Here is a 24,414-nt window from a genome sequence, read left to right as displayed (position 1 = left end):
CCGGATAAGGACACGCCGTGTTCGACAATCTGCGGACCGCCCTCGGCCGCACCACCGTCTTCGGCCGCGGGGCCAAGACGGCCCCCCAACCCCCGTCGGGCGAGTCGCCCGAGCCGGCACTGGCCGACGTGCCGGACTCCCCCGAGGCCCCGGCCAGCTCGTCGATGCGCATCGACCAGGCTGCGGGCTTCATCGCCCGCTGGTCCTTCCGCGCGATCGCGATCGCCGCGGCGCTCTACATCGCCGGCTGGCTGATCCAGCAGACGTGGGTGCTGCTGCTGCCGCTCGTCCTGGCGCTGCTGCTGTCCACGATCCTGTGGCCACTGGTGCAGTGGATGCGCCAGGTCCTGCCCTCGGCGTTGGCGGCGCTTGTCTCCATGGTCGGCTTCCTGGCCCTGCTGAGCGGGATCGTGGGGCTGGTCATCCCCCGGGTCGCAGCCGAAGGGGGCGAGCTGATCGACCAGCTCTACGCCTCCATCGACCAACTGCGCGGGTTCCTCAGCGGTCCGCCGTTCAACGTGGACAGCGACCAGGTGACCTCACTGCTCAACCAGGCCCTGGGCCAGCTCCAGGAGCACCAGCAGGCCATCGCGACGGGCGTGCTCACCGGGGTCAGCTCGCTGGGCTCCTTCCTGTTGAACTTCGTCCTGGTGCTGTTTCTGACCTTCTTCATCCTCAAGGACGGCCCGCGCTTCCTGCCCTGGACGCACCGCTGGCTGCCCGCTCGCACCCAGAGGCACATCGACACCCTGGCCACCAGGATCTGGAAGACGCTGACGGGCTTCATCTGGTCCCAGGCCGCGGTTGCCTTCGTGGATGCCCTGCTCATCGGCATCGGCCTGGTGCTCCTGGACATCCCCTTCGCCCTGCCGATCTCGGTGGCGATCTTCTTCGCGTCGTTCATCCCGATCGTCGGCGCCATCGCCACCGGCTTCCTGGCCACCATCGTCGCGCTCATCGACCAGGGCTTCTGGATCGCCCTGGCCGTGCTGGCGATCGTGCTGGTCGTGCAGCAGGTCGAGGGCAACGTGCTCCAGCCGTTCCTGGTGGGACGGACGCTGTCGCTGCACCCGGCAGTGGTCCTGGGTGCGGTCACCGTGGGCGGCACCATCTTCGGCATCGTGGGCGCCTTCCTGGCGGTCCCGGTGGTCGGCACGGTGATCACCGCCTTGCGCTACGCCCGCGAGCAGGGGGTCAACAAGGTGGAGGCGGAGGTGGAATCCGCGGGGAGCACCGCGAGGCGCCCCGGGGAGGAGACCGGTACCGAGCGGCCCGAGTCCGTGATCGTCGCCCCGATCGACGAGGCCACGAACAACGCGCGGGAGTGACGGCGCGGCTCCCCGCTCACCGCTCGGGCCCGCCGGCAACGGGGTAGGGGGACACCGTACTGGTGTTCTCGTTGACCAGCAGCGCGCGTCCCGCAGGAGGGAACGCGCGCTGCGGGCAGGCGGGGCGCTCGCAGACCTTGCACCCCATGCCGATCGGGGTGGCCGCCCGCGGATCGGCCAGGTCCAGTCCGGTGGAGTAGACGAGGCGGTGGGCGTGGCGCAGTTCGCACCCCAACCCCACCGCGAACGTCTTGCCCGCCGCTCCGTACCCGCCGTGGTTGCGCCCCACGGTCCGGGCCACCCAGAAGTAGGAACGTCCGTCGGGCATCTGCGCGATCTGGGTCTGGACGACGCCGGGCGCGGCGAAGGCGGCATAGACGTTCCACAACGGACAGGTGCCGCCCGACCGGGAGAAGTGGAAACCGGTGGCCGACTGCCGTTTGGACATGTTCCCGGCGCGGTCCACCCGCACGAAGGAGAAGGGCACCCCGCGCAGTCGGGGCCGCTGCAACGTGGACAGCCGGTGGCATACCGTCTCGAAGCCCACGTCGAACGCGTCGGCCAGCAGTTCGATGTCGTAGCGCTCGGCCTCGGCCGCTGAGCGGAAGGCGCGGTAGGGCAGGATGAACGCGCCGGCGAAGTAGTTGGCCAACCCGATCCTGGCCAGGCGCACCGCCTGCTCGGTGCGCAGTTGCTCACCGCGCGCGAGTTCGCTGAGCAACGGTCCGTGCTCCAGGAACGCCAACTGCGTGGCGAGTTGGAACGCCTGTTGCCCGGGGCGCAGGTGCGCGGCGAGGGTGATCACCCGGGTGGCGGGATCGTAGGCCCGGTGGCGGGGAGCCGCTGCCCCGGAGCCCCCCGGGGCCCCGATCACGGTGCGCACCCCGTGCAGGCGGTCCAGACGGCGGACGAGGACGTCCCTGGCCTGGCCCGGTGGCGCGTCCTCGTGGATCGCGGCGTCTTCTGCGCGCTCGTCGAGTTCGCCGACGTAGTTCTGGCGTTCGTAGAAGAAGTCGCGCACCTGCTCGTAGGCCATGGGGGTACCGGGAACGGCGACCGCGTCGCGCCCTTCCGCCAGTGCCGCCGCCTGGCCGGCGGCATCGCGGTAGCGGCGGTGCAGCGCGACGAGAGTGCGCGCCACCGAGGGCAGTGCGCTGGCCAGTTCGTCGAGCTCGTCCGGCGTGACCTGCTCCCCTGCGGGTTCCTCGGCCATTACCTCGCGGAGTTCGGCGATGAGCCGGGTGGTGTCGGCCTCTGCGAAGAAGCCGGGTTCCACCCCGAAGACCTCGGTGATGCGCAACAGGACCGGAACGCTCAAGGGCCGTTGATTGTGTTCGATCTGGTTGAGGTAGCTGGCCGATATCCCGAGGTCGCGAGCGAGGTCGGCCTGGGTCAGCGACCGGTCCTGGCGCAGTCTGCGCAGCCGTGCCCCGGCGAAGACCTTGCGCATCCGGTGTCCCTTCCGATCGGCCGTAACGGACCGGGCAAGCGTACCCCGCCGATGTCCGAATTCGTCTTCGCAATCTTCGCAAAACACAGGGGCAAAGTTTGCAGGAATCAGCTCGTTGGCTCCCTCGACCTGCGTTGACTCCTTTGACAAGCTCGGAGTGTCAGCGGCTTGAGCAGGCGAGCCGCACCTTAGCGAACTGATGGGGTAACGCGAACCATGGTCCACCACATCGTCCGGGTCCACCGCAGTGCCGACGGTCCGGCCAAGGCCGAGCAGCTCGCCCACCGCATCGCAGAGGTGGCAGCCGACCCGGTCGAACTCGACGCCGACGTCATGGAAATGGTCCGCAACCGCATCATCGACAACGCGTCCGTGGCTGCGGCGTCGCTGCACCGCCGACCGGTGCGGGCCGCGCGCGCCCAGGCCACCCGCCACCCCTTCGCACCTGGGGCGACCGTCATGGGCCCCCCGCTGTCCACCCGGGTCTCCCCCGAGTGGGCGGCGTGGGCCAACGGGGTGGCGGTGCGCGAACTCGACTACCACGACACCTTTCTCGCCGCCGACTACTCCCACCCCGGCGACAACATCCCCCCGGTCCTCGCGGTCGCCCAGCACGTGGGCTGCACCGGGCGTGACCTGGCGCGCGGAATCGCCACCGGCTACGAAATCCAGGTGTCGCTGGTACGGGGCATCTGCCTGCACGCGCACAAGATCGACCACATCGCACACCTGGGCCCTTCCGCGGCCGCCGGGATCGGCACCCTGCTGAAGCTGCCCGTCGAAACCGTCTACCAGGCCGTCCAGCAGGCATTGCACGTCACCACGACCACCCGGCAGTCGCGCAAGGGCGCGATCTCCAGTTGGAAGGCCTACGCCCCGGCGTTCGCCGGCAAAATGGCGGTGGAGGCGGTGGACCGGGCGATGCGCGGGGAGGGTGCGCCCTCCCCGGCCTACGAGGGCGAGGACGGGTTCATCGCCTGGCTGCTGGACGGCCCCGACGCGGAGTACACCGTGGACCTGCCCGCCCGCGGCCACGCCAAGCGCGCCATTTTGGAGACCTACACGAAGGAGCACTCCGCGGAGTACCAGAGCCAGGCGCTCATCGACCTGGCCCGGCGCATGGGTCCCCGCATCGGCGACACCGCCCGCGTGCGCACGATCACCATCCACACCAGCCACCACACCCACTACGTGATCGGCACCGGGTCGGGCGACCCGCAGAAGATGGACCCCTCGGCCAGCCGCGAGACGCTGGACCACTCGATCATGTATATCTTCGCCGTGGCACTCCAGGACGGCGAGTGGCACCACGAGCGCTCCTACACGCCCCGACGCGCGGCCCGCCCCGACACCGTGGAGCTGTGGCACAAGGTGTCCACCGTCGAGGACCCGGCCTGGACCAAGCGCTACCATGCCACCGACCCGGCCGAGAAGGCGTTCGGCGGGCGCGTGGTGGTGGAGCTCGACGACGGCTCGGTGATCGAGGACGAGATCGCGGTGGCCGACGCCCATCCACTGGGTGCCCGTCCCTTCGCCCGGCCCGACTACATCGCCAAGTTCCGCGCGTTGGCCGACGGGGTGGTGTCCCTCGCCGAGCAGGACCGTTTCCTGGATCTGGTGGAACGGCTTCCTGAGCTGACCGCCACCGAGGTGGCCCAGCTCTCCTTCAGCGAGGACCCCGACACCGCGCCGCGGGACCTGCCCGTCTCGAAGGGACTGTTCTAACCCATGCTGCACGCCACCACCGCTCCCCACGAACGCCGCCACGCCCTGCGCGCGGCCCTGGCCTCGGGGCGGCTCCTGCGCTTCCCCGGCGCGTTCAACCCGTTGACCGCGGTGCTGATCCAGGAACTGGGCTTCGACGGCGTCTACATCTCCGGTGCGGCGCTCTCGGCCGACCTCGCGCTCCCCGACATCGGGCTGACCACGCTGACCGAGGTGGCCGGGCGCGGCGCGCAGATCGCGCGGGTCAGCGACCTGCCCACGCTCATCGACGCCGACACCGGATTCGGCGAGCCGATGAACGTGGCGCGCACCGTGCAGTCGATGGAGGACGCCGGGCTGGCCGGCTGCCACCTGGAGGACCAGGTCAATCCCAAACGCTGCGGGCACCTGGACGGCAAGGCCGTGGTGGGGACCGCGGACATGACCCGGCGCATCCGCGCCGCGGTCCGGGCCCGCCGCGATCCGAACTTCCTGATCTGTGCGCGTACCGACGCCCGTGCGGTGGAGGGCCTGGACGCGGCGATCGAGCGCGCCAAGGCGTACGTGGACGCCGGCGCCGACCTGGTCTTCCCCGAGGCGATGCGCGACGCGGGCGAGTTCGCGGCATTCCGCAAGGCCGTGGACGTCCCCCTCCTGGCCAACATGACCGAGTTCGGCAAGAGCGAGCTGCTCAGCGCCGGACAGCTGGAGTCCTTGGGGATGAACATCGTGATCTACCCGGTCACGACGCTGCGGCTGGCGATGGGCGCGGTCGAGGACGGCCTGCGCACCATCCGCGACACCGGTAGCCAGGAGAGCGTGGTGGAGCGCATGCAGACCCGGGCCCGGCTCTACGAGCTGCTGGACTACCCCGCTTACAACGCCTTCGACGGCGACGTCTACAACTTCACGATCTGATCGGACGGTGTGATGATGGCGGATTCGGCGATCCACAAGGGGCTGGCCGGGGTGGTGGTGGACACCACCGCGATCTCGATGGTGGACCAGGACACCAACTCCCTGACCTACCGGGGTTACGCGGTGCAGGAACTGGCCGCCTCCTGCACGTTCGAGGAGGTCGCCTACCTGATCTGGCACGGCGACCTGCCCACCGCCGAACAGCTGGGGGCGTTTTGTGCACGCGAGCAGGCGAACCGGGTCCTGAACCGCAGCACCCTTGAGCTGCTGCGACGAATCCCCGAGACAACGCATCCCATGGATGTGCTGCGTACCGCCATCAGCTACCTGGGCGCCGACGACCCGGCGGAGGACGACGGTTCGGTGGCCGCCAACCAGACCAAGGCGGAGGTGATGATGGCGCGGCTGCCCACCGTCATCGCCGCCGACCACCGGCGCCGCCAGGGGTTGGACCCGATCCGCCCCGACCCGGAACTGGGGTTCGCGGAGAACTTCTTCCACATGTGCTTCGGAGCGGTGCCGGAGCCGGAGGTGGTGCGCTGCTTCGAGGTGTCGCTGATCCTCTACGCCGAGCACAGTTTCAACGCCTCAACGTTCACCGCGCGCGTGGTGACCTCGACGATGTCGGACATCTACAGCGCGGTGACCGCGGCAATCGGGGCGTTGAAAGGACCGCTGCACGGCGGTGCCAACGAGGCGGTCATGCACATGCTCACCGAGATCGGCAGCGCCGACCGGGCCGCGGAATGGCTGGACCGGGCACTGGCCGAGAAACGCAAGATCATGGGCTTCGGCCACCGTGTCTACAAGCACGGCGACTCCCGGGTCCCCACGATGCACGCCGCGCTGGAGCGCATGGCGCGGATCAAGGACGCCGGAGCGCTGATGGAGCTTTACGCGGCGCTGGAGACGGCGATGGACGAGCGCAAGGGCATCCACCCCAACCTCGACTACCCGGCCGGGCCCGCCTACCACCTGATGGGCTTCGACGTTCCGACGTTCACGCCCATCTTCGTGATGGCGCGAATCACCGGCTGGACCGCCCACATCCTGGAGCAGCAGGCCGCCAACTCCCTCATCCGACCGTTGAGCAGCTACACCGGCCTGGCCCAGCGCCCGGTTCCCGTCCAGGCGCAGCGCCGTGCCGGCTGAGGGGCCCGCTGCGGCCGGCAGCGCCGCCGGGGACGCTGCGGGGTTCTCGGTGGCGCGGCGCGGACCGGTGGCAACGCTGGTCATCGACCGGCCCGCCAAGCGCAATGCCCTGACGATGGCCATGTGGGAGGCCCTTCCCGAGGTCCTCGCCGGCCTGGACGCCGATCCCGGTGTTTCGGTGCTGGTGCTGACCGGGGCCGGCGCACACTTCTGCGCCGGCGCCGACATCCCCGGCCTGCCCGAGGACACCGCGCTGTTCGAGCGGGTCAACTCGACCGCCGAGGCCGCGCTGGCGGACTTCGCCAAACCGACCGTGGCGATGGTGCGCGGGGCGTGCGTGGGGGGCGGATGCGAACTCGCGGTGGCCTGCGACCTCCGGTTCGCCGCTTCCTCGGCCCGCTTCGCCATCACCGCGAGCCGGCTGGGCCTGGTCTACCCGCCGGGACCCACCCGGCGCCTGGTGTCGCTGGTGGGGGCCGCACCGGCGCGTTACCTGCTGTACTCCTCGCTGCCGATCGGCGCCGACCACGCCCACCGGATCGGGCTGGTGGACGTGGTCGTCGAGGACGACGCGCTGGAGGCGGCCGTCGCGGAGTTCACCGACACGCTGGCCGCGCGCTCGCAGCTGAGTGTGCGGGCGGCCAAAGCCATCATCGGCGAGGCGGACCCCTCGCCGGAATGGCGCTCGGCCGCGGCCGGCGCGGAACTGGCCGAGGGAAAACGGGCTTTCACCGAACGGCGCGAGCCCCGTTTCGCCTGGCGCTGAGCCACAAGGGTGCGGCCGGCCGGTTTTTCCGCGCCTTCCCTTGCCGCGCATTTTCCACCGGAACACCCAACCGCCACAAATCACTCGGAAAACCCACGGGTATCACTCGGCGTGCTCGGCGTTTACCCTTTGTGTGTCGGGTAAGGACAAAACCATGTCAACTTCACAGTCCTCACGGACCAATTGGCCCGATATCGTGGTTCCGCTCATCATCGGCGCCGTTCTCGGCGTGGCCGTCGGCGCGCTGTCGATGGTGTTCGACCAGGGAATATCCGTTGCCGTGGCCCTGACCCTGGGGATCGCGATGCTGACCGGGTGGATCGTGCTGAAGGCCCGCCGGCGCCTGCGCCTGGAGTGACCGGGACGGCTCAGTTCCAGGCGCGGATCCCGCCGGGGGCGGGCAGCGTCTCGTCGAGCCAACTCCAGCTGCCGTCGTTCTCGGTGAACCGTCGCTGCACGCCGGCGACCCGGTCGATGCGCACGTCCAGGACCGGACGCCACGCTCCGGCCGTCTGGTCCTCCAGGTAGAGGTTGGCCGCGTCGGTGCGCACGCGCACCGCCCCGTGCGTGGCCAGCGAGCCGTCGTTCATGCGAATTCGGTAAAGCGCCATGATGTCCCCTTCTTCGCGGACAATCGGGAGCGGATATCGAGAAGGCGCCCTGGGTCGCGCCCGGGCGTCGATTGAGGCGGGGAAGGCGGGCGTACGCACCGCGGTTCCATCGCGCGACTTCCACTCTAATCCGTCGTGAACAGGAAACCGGCGAACAATCGGCAAACGGCGGCCATCCGATTCCCGTCCGTTACCGATACGACGCACGGAAAACGTCGCGATTCCCGTCCGAGCACGTCATCGCACGGATTCGTCCGCCCACCGCTTCGACGGGACATCGAAGAACGAAACACGGAAATGGATGGGATCAACCGACAATCCCCAGCCATGCCCCGAGACGACCCGAACCGCACCGAATCCACGACCGGGGATTTTCTTCTCCATAGGGCCGATCCCGTTTTCTCGGTTTCCGAATAAACCGGAGAAAATTCGAGAACGGCCCCTTTCGTCCTTCATGGTGCGGTTCGGTGCCCTGGAGGGGGTGTCGGCGCCTCCTCGGCCGGCCCCGTCCGCGCACCTCCGCCCCGCGCAGCAGGACGAGAACGGTTCAGTGCTTTCCGAACGGGGCGGCCTCGACCAGGGTGAGCCGGATGACGGCGCCACTGGGGGCCCGGTAGGTCCGCGTCTCCCCCGGAACCGCGCCCGTGATTGCCTTGCCGATGGGCGAGTCGGCCGAGTACACCGTGAGGTCCACCGGGTCGGCGCCGTCGCGTACCCCGAGCAGGAAGGTGTCGGTCCCCTCCTCGCCGGCGTAGCGCACGGTGAGCACCATCCCGGGCTCGGCGACCCCGTCGTCGGGTGGGGTCCGCCCCACGACCGCGTCGTGGAGCAGGCCGCGGATCCGCCGGATACGGGTGGTTCGCGCCTCGGGGTCGGGGATGTCCCATCGTTGGACGGCTTCGGCCCCGGGGCCTCCGTCCGGTTGCCGCACGTCGTTGAGGGGCCTCGTGAGGACGGCCAGCTCCTCGGTGAGCCGGTTGTGGGTGTCCTGGGTCATCCAGTGGGTGTCGGTCATCGTGTACGTCCTTGTCGCTGTGGTTGGGCGGTGGCGGCGGGCCCGGCGCGGGAGACGCCCCCTGGCGCACCGGGCCCGACCCGGCGGACCGCGTGGAAAAGTGGAAAAGGAGCGGGGCCGACAACGTCGTTGGTGCCGGCCCCGCCCCTGGTCGTACGACCCGTGTTCAGCGTCGCGGGTCACACCCGCGCAGCGCTTCGGGCCGTTTTCCGGTGGTGATCTCTTCGGCGAGGAGCATCCCGGAGGTCGGACCATGGGTGAGCCCCCACATGCCGTGCCCTCCCGCGACATAGACCCCTGGTGTGGCGGAGGCCCCGATGAGCGGCCGCCCGTCCGGGGTGACGGGTCGGGAACCGACCCATTCGTCGGTCCGCTCGGCCCAGCGGACGCCGGTGAGGAAGGGACGCGCGGAAGCGACGATCGCCTCGATGCGCCTGCCGTCGAGCGGGGCGTCGGGACCGCGGAACTCCATGGTCCCCGCGATCCGGAGCCCGCCGCGGTAGGGCGTGCACGCCACTCTGGCCTCAGGCAGGTAGACGGGACAGCGCACCGGCTCGTCCGTCGGCACGGTGAAGGAGTACCCCCGTCCGGCCCTGACCCGGGTGCGGACACCACGGGGCGCGGCGAGCCGGCTCAGCCAGGCCCCGGTGGCGGCGACCGCCACGTCGGCGGTGATCCGCTCCCCGTCACGGGAACGGGCGACCGTTCCCCCGCCGTCGCGGTCGAGCCCGACGACGTCCACGCCCGTGCGGATCGTGCCGCCGCGGCTGCGGACCGAGGCGGCCAGTGCGCGGGTGAAGGCCCCCGGATCGACGAACCTCTGTCCCTCGATGCGCACCCCCGCACGCACCAGGGAGGAGGCGTGGGGCAGGCGGTCGCGCAGCTCGTCCCCGGACAGCACGGCGTAGTCGATGTCCAGGCCGGAGTCGGAGATCCGGCGCAGTTCCCTGATCAGGCCGATCGCCGCACGCCGCGAGCGAAAACCCGCTGTGACGGGGGCGGCGGTCGTCGGCTCCTCGACCCCTCCGGCCGTCAGTGCGTCGAACGCGTCCAGGCACCTGCGGTTCAGCGGCAGATTGGCGCGGACGGCGCGGTACCACGGGCCCCAGCGGCACTGGGCCGCGAACACGGTGAGGAATCGCCACAGTTCGGGGTCCGGGGTCGGGGGCACGTACAGGGGCGCCCGCGGGTCCACGAGGGTACGCAGGCCGTACCGGAGGATGCCGGGCTCGTTCAGCGGGATGGCCAGTCCCGGGGAGAGCCATCCGGCGTTGCCCCACGAGGCGCCCGCCGCGACGTCGGCACGGTCGAGCACGGTGACGCCGACTCCGCGCTCCTGGAGGAACCACGCCGTGGAGAGCCCAACGACACCCGCACCGACGACGACAGCCGTGCGCACCTCACCACGGCTGGACCCCGATTTCCCCATGACCCGTCTTTCCCGTCGATCTTTCCCGCAGTCTTTTCCTTCCTCCCGACCATGCCCTCTCCCCGCGAATCACGGATTGTCCGCTCCGGACAATCGATGAGTAGTGTTTTGTCGATCGACGACAACAAACGAGGGTGCCTGCGCACCGGGCAGGACACGCGGGCGGATGGAACGGGAGCGGGACGGGTGACCAACATCGACCGGCTGGTGAACATCCTCGGCGGCTACGGGGTGCAGTTGTTCGGCCCGGATTCGGTGCGCGGCACTCCGCTGCGCAGTGTCGCCATGAACGACCCGGCCGGCGGCGAAACGGTGTTCGGCGACCTGTTCCTGGCGGTCGGGGTCGCCTCAGTCGCCCGGGCCGTCCGCCTGGCGGCGCGGGCACGGTCCGCGGTCGTGGTTCTCCGGGGCGACACCGAACCGGACGCGGCCGCCCGGGCCCGGGCGGAGCGGGCCGGTGTGGCGGTGGTGCTCGTCAACACGTCGCTCTCGTGGAGCCAACTCGCCGGAATCGTCTACGGGGTCGTGCAGGAGGCGCGGGAGACCGAGGCCGGACGCGGGCCCAGCGACCTCTTCGCGCTGGCGGACACCATCGCCGCAGCGGTGGGCGGGCCGGTGACCATCGAGGACCAGATGTCGAGGGTCGCCGCGTACTCGGGTGAGGGATACACCCCGGACCCGGCCCGGCTCGCCACGATCCTGGGCAGGCGCGCCCCCGAGGAGGTGCGCGAGCTGTTCGAGCGCATTGGGGTGTTCACCCACCTGAGCACCTCGGACGAGCCGCTGTTCGTGGCCCCCTCGGCCGAACACGGCTTGGAGGGACGCATGGTGGCGGCGGTGCGCGTGGGACGCGAGCTGCTGGGGTCGCTCTGGGTCACCTGTGATCGACCGCTGTCGGACCAGCGCGCCGCGGTCCTGGCAAACGGCGCGCGCACGGTGGCCACCCACCTGCTCCGGGCACGGGTCAGTGCCGACCTGGAGCGCCAGGTGGAGTCCGAGCTGGTCATCCAGTCGATTGAGGGCCACGGCGACCCGGCAGCGGTCATCGGCCGGCTGGGGCTCCCGCCGAACCGGTTCCGGGTGATCGCCGTCCAGGCCCATACGCCTCATGAGCGACACGCGGCGATCTTGCGGGTGTTCGAATACGCCACGACCGGTTTTGGCTGGTCCCGACCGGGACGCAGCACCCTGTTCGGCAACACGGTATACACCGTGTTGCCGTGCGAGACGGACTGCACGCCGGTGCACGCCTGGCTCCGGGACACGCTGCGCGGGCTGGGACGCGACATCATCGTGACGGTCGGGGTCGGTGGCCCGGCTGCGGCGGCGCAACTGCCGGCGAGCAGGCGCGAGGCCGACGAGAGCCTGGCCCTGCACGCTTCACGGCCCGACGCTTCGGAGCCGGTGGTCTATGACGAGTCGTGGTCGGCGATCGTGCTCCACCGGCTGCGCGCGGCCGTGGAGGCCGGGCGGACCCCGGAGCAGACCCCGGTGTCGGTGCTCGCCGCCCACGACGCGGCCCACGCGACCGGCTACCTCGCCACGTTGCGCGCCTGGCTGGACGCCCAGGGGGACCTGTCCGAAGCAGCGGAGTCGCTGGGCGTCCACCCCAACACCGTTCGCTACCGCATGCGCAAGATGGCGGAGGTGACCGATCTCCGGCTGGACGATCCGGCCGCGCGGCTGACGGCGTCCGTCCTGCTCGCCGCCTATCCGGAGCCGGGGTCGGCGTGAGCGGGCCGGGGCCCGGGAACCGTTCGCGGCGCCGGCCACCGGCGAAGCGTCCCGGGCGGAGCGCGCTCACTCCCCCGGCTCGGCCCCGTCGCTCTCGGAACGGTCGCGGATGGCGGTGATGATGGCGGAGAAGTCGCGGCCGATCCCGCCCGCGGCACCGAACTCCTCGTACATCCGGGCGGCGTGCAGGCCGATCGCGGCGTCCACCCCCGCGGCCTCGGCTGCGGCGCGGGCCAGCCCGAGGTCCTTGATCATGAGCTGGGTGGCGAAACCGGGGCGGTAGTCGTTGTTGGCGGGGCTGGTGGGCACCGGCCCGGGGACGGGACAGTTGACCGACAGCGACCAGCACTGGCCCGAGGCGTTGGCCGCCACGTCGTAGAGCGCCTGGTGGGACAGGCCCAGCTTCTCCCCCAGTACGAACGCCTCGCTGACGGCGATGGTGGAGGCCGCGAGGATCATGTTGTTGCACATCTTGGCGACCTGCCCCGCACCCGACTCGCCGCAGTGCACGACGCGCCGTCCCATGGCCTCCAGCAGCGGTCCCGCCGCGGCGAAGTCGCCCTCGGGGCCGCCCACCATGAACGCGAGGGTGCCCGCGGTGGCCCCCACGACCCCGCCGGAGACCGGGGCGTCCAGGGCGCGGTGCCCGGCTGCGCGCGCCATCTGCGCGGCCTCCCGGGCGTGGGCGACGTCGATGGTGGAGCAGTTGACGAACAGCGTGTCGGGGGAGGCCGCGGCCAGCAGTCCGCCGTTGGTCCCGTAGCAGTCCAGGACGTGACTGCCGCTGGGCAGCATGGTGACCACGATGTCGGCGCCGGTGGCCGCTTCCGCACCGGAGGCGACCGCTTCGACGCCGGCCTCGGCGGCCGCTGCCACCGCCTCGGCCGACAGGTCGAAACCCCTGACCCGGTGTCCGGCCTGGGCCAAGTTCGCCGACATGGGCCCGCCCATGTTCCCCAGCCCGATGAAACCGATGACGGTCACGGCATCCTCCTCGTTAGCGATCTGCGGTTGGCCACGGCGCTGACGTGCGGGGCGAACGGCCCCGGGTCAGGCGGTGGTGGAGCGCCCCAGGCCGAGTTCGTCGCCCGGGCGCGGGGCGAAGCAGGCCGCGACCGTCTCCGGGGCGACCTCCTCCGGGGTGGGCGGGAGCCATTGGGGATTGCGGTCCTTGTCGATGACGGCGGCCCGTACCCCTTCGGTGAAGTCGTGGCCGGCCAGGAGCGCACAGGCGGCGCGGTATTCGTGGTCCAGGCAGGTCTCCAGGTCGGGCAGCGTGCGGGCCTGCTCCAGGGCGCGCAGCGTGACCGCCAGCGAGGTGGGGGATTTGGTGCGGATGGCGTCGGCGGCGGCGCGGGCGGCGGGTTCGGGGCGCGCCTGGAGCGCGGCGAGGACCTCGACGACCGTGGCCTGGGCGTAGGCGGCGTCGATCCAGAGCCGGTCCCGGTCGAGGGTGCCCTCCGTGGGCGGGGTGGCCAGGGAGGCCGCGGCCTCACCCGGATCGGCGCCGGCGCGCAGTTTCTCGGCCAGGGCGGGCAGGTCGTCGGCCGGCACGTGGTGGTCGGCCAGTCCGCACAGCAGTGCGTCGGCCGCACCCAGACGGTGGGAGGTGAGGGCGGCGTGCGTCCCGAGCAGGCCGGGGGCACGCGACAGCAGGTAGGTGCCACCGACGTCGGGCAGGAAACCGATGCCGGTCTCGGGCATCCCGACCTGGGAACGCTCGGTGACCACCCGGACCGCGGCGTGCGCCGAGACGCCCACCCCACCGCCCATGACGATGCCGTCCATGAACGCGACGATCGGTTTGGGGTAGCGCTTGATGCGGGCGTTGAGCGTGTACTCCGCCCGCCAGAACGCCTCGGCCGCGCCGTTTCGGGCACGGGCCGACGCGTAGAGGGTGCGGATGTCGCCGCCCGCGCACAGGCCGCGTTCGCCCGCGCCGTTGACGAGAACGCAGCGCACCGTGTCGTCGCGCTCCCAGGCGTCCAGGGCTGTGGCGATGTCGGCGACCATGTCGGCGGTGAGGGCGTTGATCGCGCGCGGGCGGTTGAGGGTGACGTGCCCGAGCGCCCCCTCGATCACGCAGACGACCTCGGGGGCGGTGGCGGTGGTCATCGTCGGTCAGGCTCCCATCAGTGCGCGGGACACCACGACCCGCATGATCTCGTTGGTTCCTTCGAGGATCTGGTGCACGCGCAGGTCGCGCACGATCTTCTCCAGTCCGTACTCGGCGAGGTAACCGTAGCCGCCGTGCATCTGGAGAGCGGCGTTGGCCACGTCGAACCCGGCGTCGGTGGCCACGCACTTGGCCATGGCGCACAGCCTCCGGGCGTCGGGGTCGCCGGAGTCCAGGGCGGCCGCGGCACGCCAGAGCAGGGTGCGCGCCGACTCCAGGCGAATGTCCATGTCGGCCAGGCCGAAACGCATGGTCTGGAGGTCGGCGAGCGGGCGTCCGAAGGCCACGCGTGAGCGCAGGTGCGGCAGGCACAGGTCCGCGGCGGCCTGGGCCCCGCCCAGGGAGCAGGCCCCGATGTTGAGGCGTCCGCCGTCGAGGCCGGCCATGGCGATGGCGAAGCCCTTGCCTTCCGGGCCCAGCCGCTGTTCGGCGGGGACCCGAACCCCGTCGAGGACGACCTGGCGGGTGGGCTGGGCGTTCCAGCCCATCTTGCGCTCGTTGGCGCCGAACGACAGCCCGGGCGCGTCACCGGGGACGAGGAAGGCGGAAATGCCCTTGGCCCCGGGTTCGCCGGTGCGCGCCATGACCAGGTAGAGGTCGGTGGCACCGGCTCCGGAGATGAACTGTTTGACCCCGGTGAGGACGTAGCCGTCACCCTCGCGTACGGCTCGGGTGCGCAGGGCCGCGGCGTCGGACCCCGCCTCGGGCTCGGTGAGGCAGTAACTGGCCAGCAGTTCCATCGAGCAGATCCGCGGCAGCCAGGTGCGGCGCTGTTCGTCGTCGCCGAACCGGTCCACCATGGCGGCGACCATGTTGTGGATGGAGATGTAGGCGGCGATCGCCGGACAGCCCCGGGCCAGCGCCTCGAAGACGACGGTGGCGTCCAAGCGGCTCAGGCCGCTCCCCCCGACGTCCTCGCGCACGTAGACCCCGCCGATGCCCAGTTGGGCGGCCGAGCGGATGACGTCCACGGGGAAGTGCTTGTCGCGGTCCCAGTCCAGGGCGTAGGGCGCGATCTCGGTTTCGGTGAACGCGGCCACCGCCTCTGCGAGGACGTGCTGGTCGGCGGTGAGCGCGAACGGGCGCTGGACCACTGGATCGGAGACGGCGCCGGGCGCCGGGTCGGTCACGGTCATCGACCTGCCCTTCTTCAACGATGCGAACGGGTCAGTGCATGGTCGGGATGACGAAACTGGCGCCTTCCTTGATGCCGGAGGGCCAGCGGGAGGTGACCGTCTTGGTCTTGGTGTAGAAGCGGATCGAGTCGGGGCCGTGCTGGTTGAGGTCACCGAAGCCCGACCGTTTCCATCCGCCGAACGTGTGGTAGGCGATGGGGACCGGGATGGGGACGTTGACGCCGACCATGCCGGTGTTGACCCGGCTGGTGAAGTCGCGGGCGGTGTCGCCGTCGCGGGTGAAGATGGCCACGCCGTTGCCGTACTCGTGCTCGCTGGGCAGGCGCAGGGCCTCGTCATAGTCGGCGGCGCGGGCCATGCACAGGACCGGGCCGAAGATCTCCTCGCGGTAGATCCGCATGTCGGGGGTCACCCGGTCGAACAGGGAGGCTCCCGTGTAGAAACCGTTCTCGTGGCCGGCCAGGGTGAAGCCGCGTCCGTCCACGACGAGGTCGGCGCCTTCGGCCACTCCGGAGGCGATGTAGTCCTCCACCCGGGTGACGGCTTCGGCGCTGACCAGGGGACCGAAGTCGGCGGCGGGGTCGTCGGAGGCCCCGATGGACAGTGCGCGCACCCGGGGCACGAGGCGCTCCAGGAGTGCGTCGGCGGTGGCTTCGCCCACCGGGACGGCCACGGAGATGGCCATGCAACGCTCCCCCGCCGAACCGTAGCCTGCGCCGATGAGGGCGTCGGCGACCTGGTCGAGGTCGGCGTCGGGCATGATCACCATGTGGTTCTTGGCGCCACCGAAGCATTGGGCGCGTTTGCCGTGCGCGGCGGCGGTGGCGTAGATGTACTCGGCGATCGCGGAGGAGCCGACGAAGCCCAGGGCCGCGACCCGGGGGTCGGTGAGCAATGCGTCCACGGCTTCTTTTCCGCCGTTGACGACGTTGAACACCCCGGGGGGCAGCCCCGCCTCGATGAACAGCTCGGCCAGGCGCAGCGGAACGGAGGGGTCGCGCTCGGAGGGCTTGAGGACGAAGGCGTTTCCGCAGGCGATGGCGGGAGCTGCCTTCCACAGCGGGATCATGGCGGGGAAGTTGAACGGGGTGATCCCGGCGACCACGCCCAGCGGCTGGCGCATCGAGTAGACGTCGATGCCGGTGCCGGCGCTGTCGGTGTAGTCGCCCTTGAGCAGGTGCGGGACCCCGGTGGCGAACTCCACGACCTCCAGGCCGCGCTGGATGTCACCGCGCGCGTCGGAGACCGTTTTTCCGTGCTCCCCGGCCAGGAGGAGGGCGAGGTCGTCCATCTCGGCGTTGACGAGGTTGACGAACCGGCTGAGCACCCGGGCCCGGCGCTGGGGGTTCCAGCGGGCCCACTCGACCTGGGCAGCGGCCGCGTCGCCGATGGCCGCCTCGGTGTCGGCCGCGTCGGCGAGGGCCACCCTGGCCTGAACCGCGCCGGTGTCGGGGCGGTAGACGTCGGCGAAGGCACCGGACTTCCCCGCGACGTGTTTTCCACCGATGAAATGGTCGAGTTCGCGCACCGTTAAATACACCCGCCCCTGGATAACAAAAGAATCGAACTCCGGCACGATCGGGCGACGACTCCGGCCCTATTGCCGAACCCGTTTTCCGGTCAACCCTGTCCGGGTGGCCACGCGCCTACCGGCAGCGTCCCGTGGTGCCCGCTCTGCTCCCACGAACCATCCACGCCGTGGCCACACCGAGCGGGCAAACGCGTCAAAAAGTATGTTTTTGCAGCTCAAAGAAGGTTTTTGTCAAGCATCGCATCCCCGCGGCCCACAGGCCCGCATCAGCGGAACCCCGGCGACCTCGACGTCGCGACTGAAGCCGACGATATAGTAGGAAGACAAACTAATCTAGTGCAGATCCGATTCTCTGGCAGATTTTTCACCGTTTCGCCGACGCGGCTTTAATGAGCCCCCTCGACATCGGTGCGCAATTGACCGGGCGGTACGCATCCGCACCGACGGCCTTCCCGGCGTTCCCTGACCGCCGCGCGCCCGACCGTTGCCGGGCGATCGGCGCAGGACCCGGCACCGCCGGTGTGCGGCGGGCCCCGGCGGGGCACCATGGGGTCAGCGGTACTCCACGACAGGAAGATGAGACCCCGATGATCGGTCGTCTGTCCACGGTCGTCCTCGACTGCCCCGATCCCCGCGCCCTGGCCCGTTTCTACTCAAAGCTGCTGGGGCTGCCGATCATCGGCGACGAGGGCGTCTGGGTAGACATCGGCGACCGCCAGGGCGTGCGGATCAGTTTCCAGGAGGCCCCCGACCACGAGCCTCCGCGCTGGCCCGATCCCGCGTTTCCCCAGCAGGCCCACCTGGACGTCCTGGTGGACGACATCGACGCGGCCGAGCCCAAGGTCCTGGCCCTGGGCGCGACCCGTCTCCCCTGCTCGGGGGAACGGTTCCGGGTCTACGCCGACCCCGCCGGACACCCGTTCTGCCTGGAGTGGGGGGAGCAGGAGACCGCGGCCGGCTGACCGGATCGGCCCGGAACCGGACGCGATGGTGCCTTTTCACCGGGGAACCGCGGGAACCAGGATGAACACCATGAGCGACGACACGCGCAGCGCCCTCCTCGTCATCGACGTCCAGGACTCGTTCCTGCACCACCCCCTGTGGCCGGAAGCCTCCGAGCCCCGCATCGTGGAGAAGGTGGGCCTGTTGGTGGACGCGGCCCGCGCACGAGGCGAACTCGTGGTGTGGGTCCTGCACAGCGAACCCGGGAGCGGTTCCCTCTTCGACCCCGCCGTGGGCCACGTGCGCCTGATGGAGGGCCTGGAGCCGCAGCAGGGGGAGCCGGTGCTCACCAAGACCGCGCACAACGCCTTCACGACCACCGGCCTCCAGCAGCTGCTCACCACCCGTGGGATCGGCAGGCTGAGCGTCTGCGGGGTCCGGACCGAGCAGTGCTGCGAGACGACCGCCCGCCTGGCCTTCGACCTCGGTTTCGACGTGGCGTTCGTGACCGAGGCGACCGCGTGCACCCCGGTGGAGCACCGCGACGCCCCTCCCGGGCGGTCGGTCGCCGCGATCATGGCCGACCCGCGCACCCTGGGCACCGACGCCATCATCACCAGAACCGAGTACGCCCTCTCCGGACGATTCGCCACCATTCGCACCGTGGCGGAACTGACCGCGGACGCAACGGCGAAAGGCTGAGCAGATCGTGCCCCGCGTCGTCTTTCTGCTGGTCCCCGACCTGCACCTGCTGGACGTAGCCGGTCCGGCACAGGTGTTCTCCACAGCGGCCGACATGGGGCACGACTACCGGCTGCACTACGTCTGCGAACGGCCCGACGTCCCGACGGCCCAGGGGCTGACGCTGCGGGCCGAGACGACCTGGCCGCCGCTGATGCCCCGCGACCTGCTGATTGTGCCCGGATGGCGTTCCCCCGTCCGACCGGGGACGGGGCGCGTGGACGCGGCCTCGCTGGCCCGGCTGCGCGACCACCACGGCGCGGGGGGCACGGTGGCCAGTGTGTGCTCGGGAGCCGACGTCCTGGGACGGGCCGGATTGCTGGACGGGCGGCGCTGCACCACCCACCACGAACTCCAGGACGTGCTGGCGCTGCGCTACCCCGACGCCGCGGTGGTGCGCGACGTGTTGTACGTCCAGGACGGCCGCGTGGTGACGTCGGCGGGCATCGCCAGCGGCATCGATCTGGCCCTGCACCTGGTGGCGGTGCGCCACGGCCCCGGAACGGCGGCACGGGTCGCGCGTTCGATGGTGGTCTACGCCCGACGCAACGGTGAGGAGGACCAGGCCGGCGCGATGGTGCGGCATCGTGCCCACGTCAGCGACGCGGTGCACCGCGTACAGGACCTGATCGACGCCCGGTTCGCCGAGCCCTTGCGACTCGCGGGGCTGGCGGCGGCTGCCGGGATCGGCGTGCGCACCCTGACCCGCCGCTTCGCCGCGGCCACCGGGGTGACCCCGCTGCGCTACCAGCAGGAGCTGCGCCTGGAGCGGGCGGAGCACCTCATCGGCCAGGGCGTCACCACGAAGGCGGCCGCCCGCGCGGTGGGTTTCGCCGACGCCCGCATGTTGCGCCGCCTGCGCGCGCGGCCGTGAAGGGCCGGCGCAGGACGGTCGGAGGCCCGGAGCAGGTCGGAAGACGGCTCCGTGACGCGTGCCGGGCTCCCCCGCAGCGCTTCTGCTCAGGGCGGCAGTGCCGCTCCCGCCGATGCGCGGAGGGTGGCGACCATTGCCGACACCGCGTCACGCGGTCGGCGACGGTGCACGATGTGGATCTCCCGGGCCAGGTCGAGGTCGTGCGGACGGTGCGCGCTCCAGCCCGCTCCGGAGTCGGCGTGCAGAATCGTCAGCGGTACCAGTCCCACGCCGACCCCGGCACGGATCAGGGCGAGCGCGACCTCGTAGTCGCGGGTCTCGTAGGCGACGTCGAGCACGACTCCCACCGCGGCAGCGGCGTTCTCCAGGGCCACGCGGTTGTAGACACCGGGCGCGCCGCTGATCCACTCCTCCCCTGCGAGGTCGGCCAGCCCCGGCCGGGTGTGCGCGGCGGGGTGCTGTTCGGGCAAAACCAGCAGGAGGGGGTCGCGCAACAGCGCCTCGCGGTGCAGACCGCCGGCGGAGGGCAGGGAGGTGCCCGGGTAGCGATGCGTGATGAGCAGGTCGAGGTCGCCGGAGGTGACCAGGCCGTAGCCGTGCGGAGGCTCGACGTCGCTGAGCGCCAGCCGCGCGTGCGGGTGGGCGCGGCGGAAGGCGGCGAGCGCGCCGGGGACCAGGGCCTTGCCCGCGCTGGCGAACGCGCCCAGTGCCAGGGTCGGCGGGGCGGCGGCGAGTGTGGCGCGTACCGCGTCCTCGGCGGCGCGCAGTTCGCCGAGGACACGCTCGCCGTGGGCCAGCAGCACCCGGCCGGCCTCGGTCAGTGCGACACCGCCGCGTCCGCGCTCCAGGAGCACACAGCCCACCTCCCCCTCCAGCTTGGTGAGCTGCTGGGACAGTGCCGGCGGGGTGAAGGACATGCGTTCGGCCGCCAGGGAGATGGAACCCGCGCGCGCCACCTCCACCAAGACCCGCAACCGATTGGCGTCGAGCACCGGATTCCCCGACCTTCCCCTAGTTCTGCTTAACCATCGTTAGCAAGGTTAACTTCACCTTAACGATCTTTACCGGCACAGTGGGAGCCATGACATCGAGCACCACCTTTGCGACCTCCCCCCTTGGCGCGGCCGACGTGCGTGCGGCGGCGGAGCGGATCGCGCCCTACGCCCGCCGCACACCGCTGCTGCGCGCGCGGATCGAGGGCCGCCCGCTCCTGCTGAAGTTGGAGCACCTCCAGCTCACCGGCTCGTTCAAACTGCGCGGGGCGCTGAACGCGCTGTTGGCGGGCGACCTGCCCGCAGCTGTCGTCACCGCCTCGGGCGGCAACCACGGGGTGGGGGTCGCCACCGCCGCGGGCCTGCTGGGAGTGCACGCCACCGTCTACGTTCCCGCGTCGGTTCCCGCGGTCAAGGCCGCGGCGCTGGAGGCGACCGGTGCGCAGGTCGTGCGCGGGGGCGTGGACTACGCGGCAGCGTCAGCCGCGGCACACCGGCACGCCGAAGCCGGCGGGCTGCGCTACCTGCACGCCTTCGACGACCCCGACGTGATCGCCGGCCAGGGAACGCTGGGAGCCGAGATCATGGCCGACGCCCCCGACTGCGACGCGATCGCGGTGGCGGTGGGCGGAGGCGGCCTCCTGGCCGGGGTGAGCCTGGCCGCGGGTGCGGGGTGCCGCCCGGTGGGAGTGGAACCGCAGGGGTGCCGGGGCATGCACGACGCGCTGGCCGCCGGGGAGCCGGTCAACTCCCCCGTGGACTCGGTGGCCTCCTCCTCGTTGGGGGCGACTCGGGTCGGGGCGGTGCCTTTCGCGGTACTGCGCGACCGGGGGGCGGCATCGGTGCTGGTCTCCGACGCCGAGATCCTCGATGCGCGCGACCGGCTGTGGTCGGAGTTGCGGATCGCCGCGGAGCCCGCCGCAGCCGCGCCGTTCGCCGCCTGGCTGGCCGGCCGAGTGCCCGGGGCGCTGCCGTGCCTGGTGGTGTGCGGCGCCAACGCCGACTGGCGGCCGGTCAACTGACCCTCCCGCGGGCCCGTTGCGACGGGCCCGCGGGATTGTTCACGGCCGCGGCACGAGGGCGGTGAAGTGCCCTTGCTCGTCGCGTTCGAGATCGAGCAGCGCGACGACCGCGGAACGCTCGATAGGCCCGTACACGTGCCGGAACCGGATTCCGTCCGCGAAACCGGGCGGCGTCGGGACCGCCTCCTCGTCGCGGACCTCCGAGCTCAGCCCGGCTTCGTCGATCATCAGGGCGATGACGGGGCTCGGGGTGTCCCTGAAGAAGGCGTTGGCCACCTCCAGGGTCACCTTCTCGTCGCCCACGCCGTGCACGAAACCGTCACGGTCGAGAGAGGCCGGGGTGTAGGGGCGGTCGGGATCGGACTTCCACTTGTCAATGGGTACCAGGTGATAGATCACCGGACATTTCTACCGTGAAAATCGGGGGCCCCAACAACTCCCAACCCCTTGTGGCAAAGGGTTGTGGTCACTTCCGCCGGCCCCGAGTAGCCACGCGTGGGGCGGCCGACCCGGCCTGCCGGGTCGGCCGATAGGTTCTACGTGCACGAACACCACGACGCCGGCAGAATCGACGGGAGATGCGCGTGCTCTACAGAACAACCCGGGTGGTGGCCTCGGCCATGGCGCGGGCGGTGTACCGGCCCCGCATCGAGGGACTGGAGCGCCTTCCGGCGAGCGGGCCCCTGTTGATCGCCAGCAACCACCTGTCCTTCGTGGACAGCGTCGTGATCCCGCTCGCGGTACCGCGCCGGGTGCGGTTCATGGCCAAAGCGGAGTACTTCGAGGGTCCGGGCGTCAAGGGACGCATCTCCAGACAGGTCTTCACCTCGCTGGGCGCGCTCCCGGTCCGACGGGGCACGGGGCGGGACGCGATCGCCGCGCTGGAGGCCGGCCTCGGCGTGCTGAAGGACGGCGACGCCTACGGCGTCTACCCCGAGGGGACCCGCTCACGCGACGGACGGCTGTACCGGGGGCGCACCGGGATCGGCCACCTCGCGTTGGCCTCCGGCGCCCCGGTGGTGCCGGTGGCCCTGTTCGGTACCGAGCGGATCCAGCCCGTGGGCACCCGGATGCCTCGTATCAGCCCGATCCGGATCCGCTTCGGCGCCCCCATGGACTTCTCCACGGGCTACGACCACCTCAAGCCCGGCAAGGCCCGCCGCGAGGTCACCGACACGATCATGGACGCCATCCACGCGCTGTCGGGCCAGGAGCGCGCCGACACCTACAACGAGCCCGCCACCGGCTGAGGGCCCCGGCCCGAACGGCCGCGCGCACCGGCACGTGCCGGTGCGCGCCCAAGAACACGGGCGGGGCCTGCGCGGTGGAAGAGTACGCCCCGTACGGTGCGGCGGGTGGCGTCAGGCGTCGGGCAGGAGGCCCGACAGCCACTCCTCGACCTCGGCGGAGGCACGCGGCAGCCCCGCGGAGAGGTTGCGGTGGCCATCGGCCGTGACCAGGATGTCGTCCTCGATGCGCACGCCGATTCCGCGCAGTTCGTCGGGGACGGTCGTGTCGTCGGGCTGGAAGTACAGGCCCGGTTCGACGGTGAGGACCATGCCGGGCTCCAGGAGGCCGTCAACGTACCCTTCGGAGCGCGCGGTGGCGCAGTCGTGGACGTCCAGGCCCAGCATGTGGCCGGTTCCGTGCAGGCTGTAGCGGCGCTGGAGCCCCAGTTCGAGAACCCGCTCCACCGGTCCCTCCAGCAGGCCCCATTGCACGAGCCCTTCCGCCAGTACCCGCTGGGCGGCGTCGTGGAAGGCCCGGAAGGGGGTGCCCGGGCGGACTGCGGCGATACCCGCCTCCTGGGCCGCGTACACCAGGTCGTAGACGCGGCGCTGGACGTCGGTGAAACGCCCGTTGATCGGCAGGGTGCGGGTGACGTCGGCGGTGTAGAGGGTGGTGGTCTCCACTCCCGCGTCCAGCAGAAGCAGCTCGCCGGAGCGCACCCGCCCGTCGTTGCGCACCCAGTGCAGGGTGGTGGCGTTGGGGCCGGCCGCGGCGATGGTGCCGTAGCCGACGTCGTTGCCCTCGACCCGGGCGCGCAGGAAGAACGTGCCTTCGATGTGACGCTCGGAGGTGGCCTCGGCCTCGGGGAGCACCCGCACGACGTCCTCGAAGCCGCGCACGGTGGAGTCAACGGCCCGCTGCAACTGACCGATCTCCCAGTCGTCCTTGACCAGGCGGGTGTCGTGCAGGAACTCGGCGAGCTCCGCGTCGCGCCGGGTCGCCTCCTGGGGGTCGGCACCGGACGAGGCGAGCACTGCTTCCAGCGCGGCGTCGTGACCGCGCACGATCCGACTGGGCGCCTCAGGGGCGTCGCGCAGCAGGTCGGGGAGGGCGCGCACGTCATGGGCGGGCAGGCCGAGCAGGGCCGATGCCTCGGTGAGACTGTGGCGGCGGCCGGTCCACAGCTCGCCGTGGCCGTCCAACCAGAACTCGCCGTTGTCGCGGTCGGAGCGCGGCAGCAGGTAGACGACGGAGTCGTGGCCGCCGTCGGTGCGGGGCTCCAGCACCAGGCAACCGCCCTCGGACTGGTCGCCGGTGAGGTGGACGTAGTCGCTGGCCGCCCGGAAGGGGTACTCGGTGTCGTTGGAGCGGACCTTGAGGACGCCGGCCGGGATGACCAGGCGCTCCCCCGGGAAGCGGGCGCTGAGCACGGCGCGGCGCTTGGCGGCGTAGGGCGACTGTTCCAGCGGCTCCAGGTCACGGCGCTCGGTGTCGGCCCAGCCGGTGCGCATCCACGCGGCCAGTTCTTCGGAGACCTGCCGGTAGGGGCCGTTCTTGCGCGGGGTGAAGGTCGGTGCGTCGTCCTGGGACGGCTGCTGCTGGGTCACGGCTGTGCTCTCCTCGTCGAGTGCCGGTCTGGCCGGCGGGCTGCTTGTGGCTGCCT

At 71.1% G+C, this 24,414-nt stretch carries 23 protein-coding genes; 12 read left to right on the top strand and 11 right to left on the bottom strand.

Annotation, left to right across the window (positions count from 1 at the left end):
• Window positions 1-17: 17 nt before the first annotated feature.
• Window positions 18-1,328, top strand: a complete 1,311-nt coding sequence (locus AC0VYP_RS09990; protein WP_285760229.1) for an AI-2E family transporter — start codon at window positions 18-20, stop codon at window positions 1,326-1,328.
• A 16-nt stretch (window positions 1,329-1,344) separates the two neighbouring features.
• Here AC0VYP_RS09990 and AC0VYP_RS09985 read toward each other — a convergent pair whose 3' ends face one another.
• Window positions 1,345-2,778 (bottom strand): short-chain fatty acyl-CoA regulator family protein, encoded by a 1,434-nt coding sequence (locus AC0VYP_RS09985; RefSeq protein WP_285760230.1) that lies wholly within the window; start codon window positions 2,776-2,778, stop codon window positions 1,345-1,347.
• A 216-nt stretch (window positions 2,779-2,994) separates the two neighbouring features.
• On the opposite strand from AC0VYP_RS09985, the gene AC0VYP_RS09980 reads away from it, so the two are divergent.
• The 5 genes from AC0VYP_RS09980 to AC0VYP_RS09960 all read left to right on the top strand — a co-directional run bounded on the left by AC0VYP_RS09980 (window position 2,995) and on the right by AC0VYP_RS09960 (window position 7,676).
• Window positions 2,995-4,503 (top strand): MmgE/PrpD family protein, encoded by a 1,509-nt coding sequence (locus AC0VYP_RS09980; RefSeq protein WP_475473643.1) that lies wholly within the window; start codon window positions 2,995-2,997, stop codon window positions 4,501-4,503.
• Between the two features lie 3 nt (window positions 4,504-4,506).
• Entirely contained in the window at window positions 4,507-5,400 is an 894-nt protein-coding gene (gene prpB, locus AC0VYP_RS09975; RefSeq protein WP_285760232.1) for a methylisocitrate lyase, read from the top strand.
• 12 nt (window positions 5,401-5,412) lie between these two features.
• Window positions 5,413-6,552 (top strand): bifunctional 2-methylcitrate synthase/citrate synthase, encoded by a 1,140-nt coding sequence (locus AC0VYP_RS09970; RefSeq protein ID WP_475473641.1) that lies wholly within the window; start codon window positions 5,413-5,415, stop codon window positions 6,550-6,552.
• Window positions 6,542-7,318 carry an enoyl-CoA hydratase/isomerase family protein gene (locus tag AC0VYP_RS09965; protein WP_285760234.1) on the top strand — a complete coding sequence of 259 codons (777 nt, stop codon included), beginning with the start codon at window positions 6,542-6,544 and terminating at the stop codon, window positions 7,316-7,318. The genes AC0VYP_RS09970 and AC0VYP_RS09965 overlap by 11 nt, the downstream gene beginning before the upstream one ends.
• A gap of 154 nt (window positions 7,319-7,472) precedes the next feature.
• A complete protein-coding gene (locus AC0VYP_RS09960; protein ID WP_285760235.1) occupies window positions 7,473-7,676 on the top strand; it encodes a hypothetical protein in 204 nt (67 codons plus the stop codon).
• Between the two features lie 10 nt (window positions 7,677-7,686).
• Here the strand turns inward: AC0VYP_RS09960 and AC0VYP_RS09955 are convergent, their stop codons facing one another.
• The 3 genes from AC0VYP_RS09955 to AC0VYP_RS09945 form a co-directional block, all read right to left on the bottom strand.
• Window positions 7,687-7,929 carry a hypothetical protein gene (locus AC0VYP_RS09955; RefSeq protein ID WP_285760236.1) on the bottom strand — a complete coding sequence of 81 codons (243 nt, stop codon included), beginning with the start codon at window positions 7,927-7,929 and terminating at the stop codon, window positions 7,687-7,689.
• Between the two features lie 547 nt (window positions 7,930-8,476).
• The gene (locus AC0VYP_RS09950) at window positions 8,477-8,944 is read right to left on the bottom strand and encodes a GreA/GreB family elongation factor (protein ID WP_285760237.1); all 468 of its coding nucleotides are present in this window, start codon (window positions 8,942-8,944) and stop codon (window positions 8,477-8,479) included.
• A 166-nt stretch (window positions 8,945-9,110) separates the two neighbouring features.
• On the bottom strand, window positions 9,111-10,373 hold the full coding sequence (locus tag AC0VYP_RS09945) for an NAD(P)/FAD-dependent oxidoreductase (protein ID WP_475473638.1): 1,263 nt from the start codon (window positions 10,371-10,373) through the stop codon (window positions 9,111-9,113).
• A 186-nt stretch (window positions 10,374-10,559) separates the two neighbouring features.
• Here AC0VYP_RS09945 and AC0VYP_RS09940 point away from each other — a divergent pair, with 186 nt between their 5' ends.
• Window positions 10,560-12,107: a PucR family transcriptional regulator gene (locus tag AC0VYP_RS09940; RefSeq protein WP_475474212.1), complete on the top strand. Its 1,548-nt coding sequence runs from the start codon at window positions 10,560-10,562 to the stop codon at window positions 12,105-12,107.
• Window positions 12,108-12,173: 66 nt separating this feature from the next.
• Here AC0VYP_RS09940 and mmsB read toward each other — a convergent pair whose 3' ends face one another.
• The 4 genes from mmsB to AC0VYP_RS09920 are packed head-to-tail and all read right to left on the bottom strand — an operon-like array spanning window position 12,174 to window position 16,995.
• Entirely contained in the window at window positions 12,174-13,112 is a 939-nt protein-coding gene (gene mmsB, locus AC0VYP_RS09935) for a 3-hydroxyisobutyrate dehydrogenase (protein ID WP_475474211.1), read from the bottom strand.
• A 45-nt stretch (window positions 13,113-13,157) separates the two neighbouring features.
• The gene (locus AC0VYP_RS09930) at window positions 13,158-14,222 is read right to left on the bottom strand and encodes an enoyl-CoA hydratase/isomerase family protein (protein WP_475473636.1); all 1,065 of its coding nucleotides are present in this window, start codon (window positions 14,220-14,222) and stop codon (window positions 13,158-13,160) included.
• A 6-nt stretch (window positions 14,223-14,228) separates the two neighbouring features.
• Window positions 14,229-15,419 carry an acyl-CoA dehydrogenase family protein gene (locus AC0VYP_RS09925; RefSeq protein WP_285760241.1) on the bottom strand — a complete coding sequence of 397 codons (1,191 nt, stop codon included), beginning with the start codon at window positions 15,417-15,419 and terminating at the stop codon, window positions 14,229-14,231.
• A 31-nt stretch (window positions 15,420-15,450) separates the two neighbouring features.
• Complete coding sequence (locus AC0VYP_RS09920) at window positions 15,451-16,995, bottom strand: CoA-acylating methylmalonate-semialdehyde dehydrogenase (protein WP_475473634.1); 1,545 nt, start codon at window positions 16,993-16,995, stop codon at window positions 15,451-15,453.
• Between the two features lie 542 nt (window positions 16,996-17,537).
• Here AC0VYP_RS09920 and AC0VYP_RS09915 point away from each other — a divergent pair.
• The 3 genes from AC0VYP_RS09915 to AC0VYP_RS09905 all read left to right on the top strand — a co-directional run bounded on the left by AC0VYP_RS09915 (window position 17,538) and on the right by AC0VYP_RS09905 (window position 19,507).
• Complete coding sequence (locus AC0VYP_RS09915; RefSeq protein ID WP_285760243.1) at window positions 17,538-17,912, top strand: VOC family protein; 375 nt, start codon at window positions 17,538-17,540, stop codon at window positions 17,910-17,912.
• 70 nt (window positions 17,913-17,982) lie between these two features.
• The gene (locus AC0VYP_RS09910) at window positions 17,983-18,594 is read left to right on the top strand and encodes a cysteine hydrolase family protein (protein ID WP_285760244.1); all 612 of its coding nucleotides are present in this window, start codon (window positions 17,983-17,985) and stop codon (window positions 18,592-18,594) included.
• 7 nt (window positions 18,595-18,601) lie between these two features.
• Window positions 18,602-19,507, top strand: coding sequence for a GlxA family transcriptional regulator (locus AC0VYP_RS09905; RefSeq protein ID WP_475473632.1), 906 nt, complete (start codon window positions 18,602-18,604; stop codon window positions 19,505-19,507).
• 86 nt (window positions 19,508-19,593) lie between these two features.
• Here the strand turns inward: AC0VYP_RS09905 and AC0VYP_RS09900 are convergent, their stop codons facing one another.
• The gene (locus tag AC0VYP_RS09900) at window positions 19,594-20,499 is read right to left on the bottom strand and encodes a LysR family transcriptional regulator (protein ID WP_285760246.1); all 906 of its coding nucleotides are present in this window, start codon (window positions 20,497-20,499) and stop codon (window positions 19,594-19,596) included.
• Between the two features lie 89 nt (window positions 20,500-20,588).
• On the opposite strand from AC0VYP_RS09900, the gene AC0VYP_RS09895 reads away from it, so the two are divergent.
• Entirely contained in the window at window positions 20,589-21,521 is a 933-nt protein-coding gene (locus AC0VYP_RS09895) for a serine/threonine dehydratase (RefSeq protein WP_475473630.1), read from the top strand.
• A gap of 39 nt (window positions 21,522-21,560) precedes the next feature.
• On the opposite strand, the gene AC0VYP_RS09890 is transcribed toward AC0VYP_RS09895, so the two are convergent.
• The gene (locus tag AC0VYP_RS09890) at window positions 21,561-21,920 is read right to left on the bottom strand and encodes a DUF952 domain-containing protein (protein ID WP_285760248.1); all 360 of its coding nucleotides are present in this window, start codon (window positions 21,918-21,920) and stop codon (window positions 21,561-21,563) included.
• Window positions 21,921-22,105: 185 nt separating this feature from the next.
• Between AC0VYP_RS09890 and AC0VYP_RS09885 the strand changes: the two genes are divergently transcribed.
• On the top strand, window positions 22,106-22,771 hold the full coding sequence (locus AC0VYP_RS09885; RefSeq protein WP_475473628.1) for a lysophospholipid acyltransferase family protein: 666 nt from the start codon (window positions 22,106-22,108) through the stop codon (window positions 22,769-22,771).
• A gap of 111 nt (window positions 22,772-22,882) precedes the next feature.
• On the opposite strand, the gene AC0VYP_RS09880 is transcribed toward AC0VYP_RS09885, so the two are convergent.
• Window positions 22,883-24,358, bottom strand: coding sequence for an aminopeptidase P family protein (locus AC0VYP_RS09880; RefSeq protein ID WP_285760249.1), 1,476 nt, complete (start codon window positions 24,356-24,358; stop codon window positions 22,883-22,885).
• Between the last annotated feature and the right edge of the window lie 56 nt (window positions 24,359-24,414).

This window comes from Nocardiopsis sp. iso_186, assembly GCF_056173365.1.
This window is presented reverse-complemented; position numbering and strand designations above follow the sequence as displayed.

Excerpts from the sequence above, each read along its gene's own strand:
- AC0VYP_RS09985 (WP_285760230.1), bottom strand. The coding sequence starts at position 2,778 with ATGCGCAAGGTCTTCGCCGGGGCACGGCTGCGCAGACTGCGCCAGGAC.
- AC0VYP_RS09910 (WP_285760244.1), top strand. The coding sequence starts at position 17,983 with ATGAGCGACGACACGCGCAGCGCCCTCCTCGTCATCGACGTCCAGGAC.
- AC0VYP_RS09925 (WP_285760241.1), bottom strand. The coding sequence starts at position 15,419 with ATGACCGTGACCGACCCGGCGCCCGGCGCCGTCTCCGATCCAGTGGTC.
- AC0VYP_RS09930 (WP_475473636.1), bottom strand. The coding sequence starts at position 14,222 with ATGACCACCGCCACCGCCCCCGAGGTCGTCTGCGTGATCGAGGGGGCG.
- prpB (WP_285760232.1), top strand. The coding sequence starts at position 4,507 with ATGCTGCACGCCACCACCGCTCCCCACGAACGCCGCCACGCCCTGCGC.
- AC0VYP_RS09915 (WP_285760243.1), top strand. The coding sequence starts at position 17,538 with ATGATCGGTCGTCTGTCCACGGTCGTCCTCGACTGCCCCGATCCCCGC.
- AC0VYP_RS09945 (WP_475473638.1), bottom strand. The coding sequence starts at position 10,373 with ATGGGGAAATCGGGGTCCAGCCGTGGTGAGGTGCGCACGGCTGTCGTC.
- AC0VYP_RS09955 (WP_285760236.1), bottom strand. The coding sequence starts at position 7,929 with ATGGCGCTTTACCGAATTCGCATGAACGACGGCTCGCTGGCCACGCAC.
- AC0VYP_RS09895 (WP_475473630.1), top strand. The coding sequence starts at position 20,589 with ATGACATCGAGCACCACCTTTGCGACCTCCCCCCTTGGCGCGGCCGAC.
- AC0VYP_RS09970 (WP_475473641.1), top strand. The coding sequence starts at position 5,413 with ATGATGGCGGATTCGGCGATCCACAAGGGGCTGGCCGGGGTGGTGGTG.
- AC0VYP_RS09950 (WP_285760237.1), bottom strand. The coding sequence starts at position 8,944 with ATGACCGACACCCACTGGATGACCCAGGACACCCACAACCGGCTCACC.
- AC0VYP_RS09980 (WP_475473643.1), top strand. The coding sequence starts at position 2,995 with ATGGTCCACCACATCGTCCGGGTCCACCGCAGTGCCGACGGTCCGGCC.
- AC0VYP_RS09960 (WP_285760235.1), top strand. The coding sequence starts at position 7,473 with ATGTCAACTTCACAGTCCTCACGGACCAATTGGCCCGATATCGTGGTT.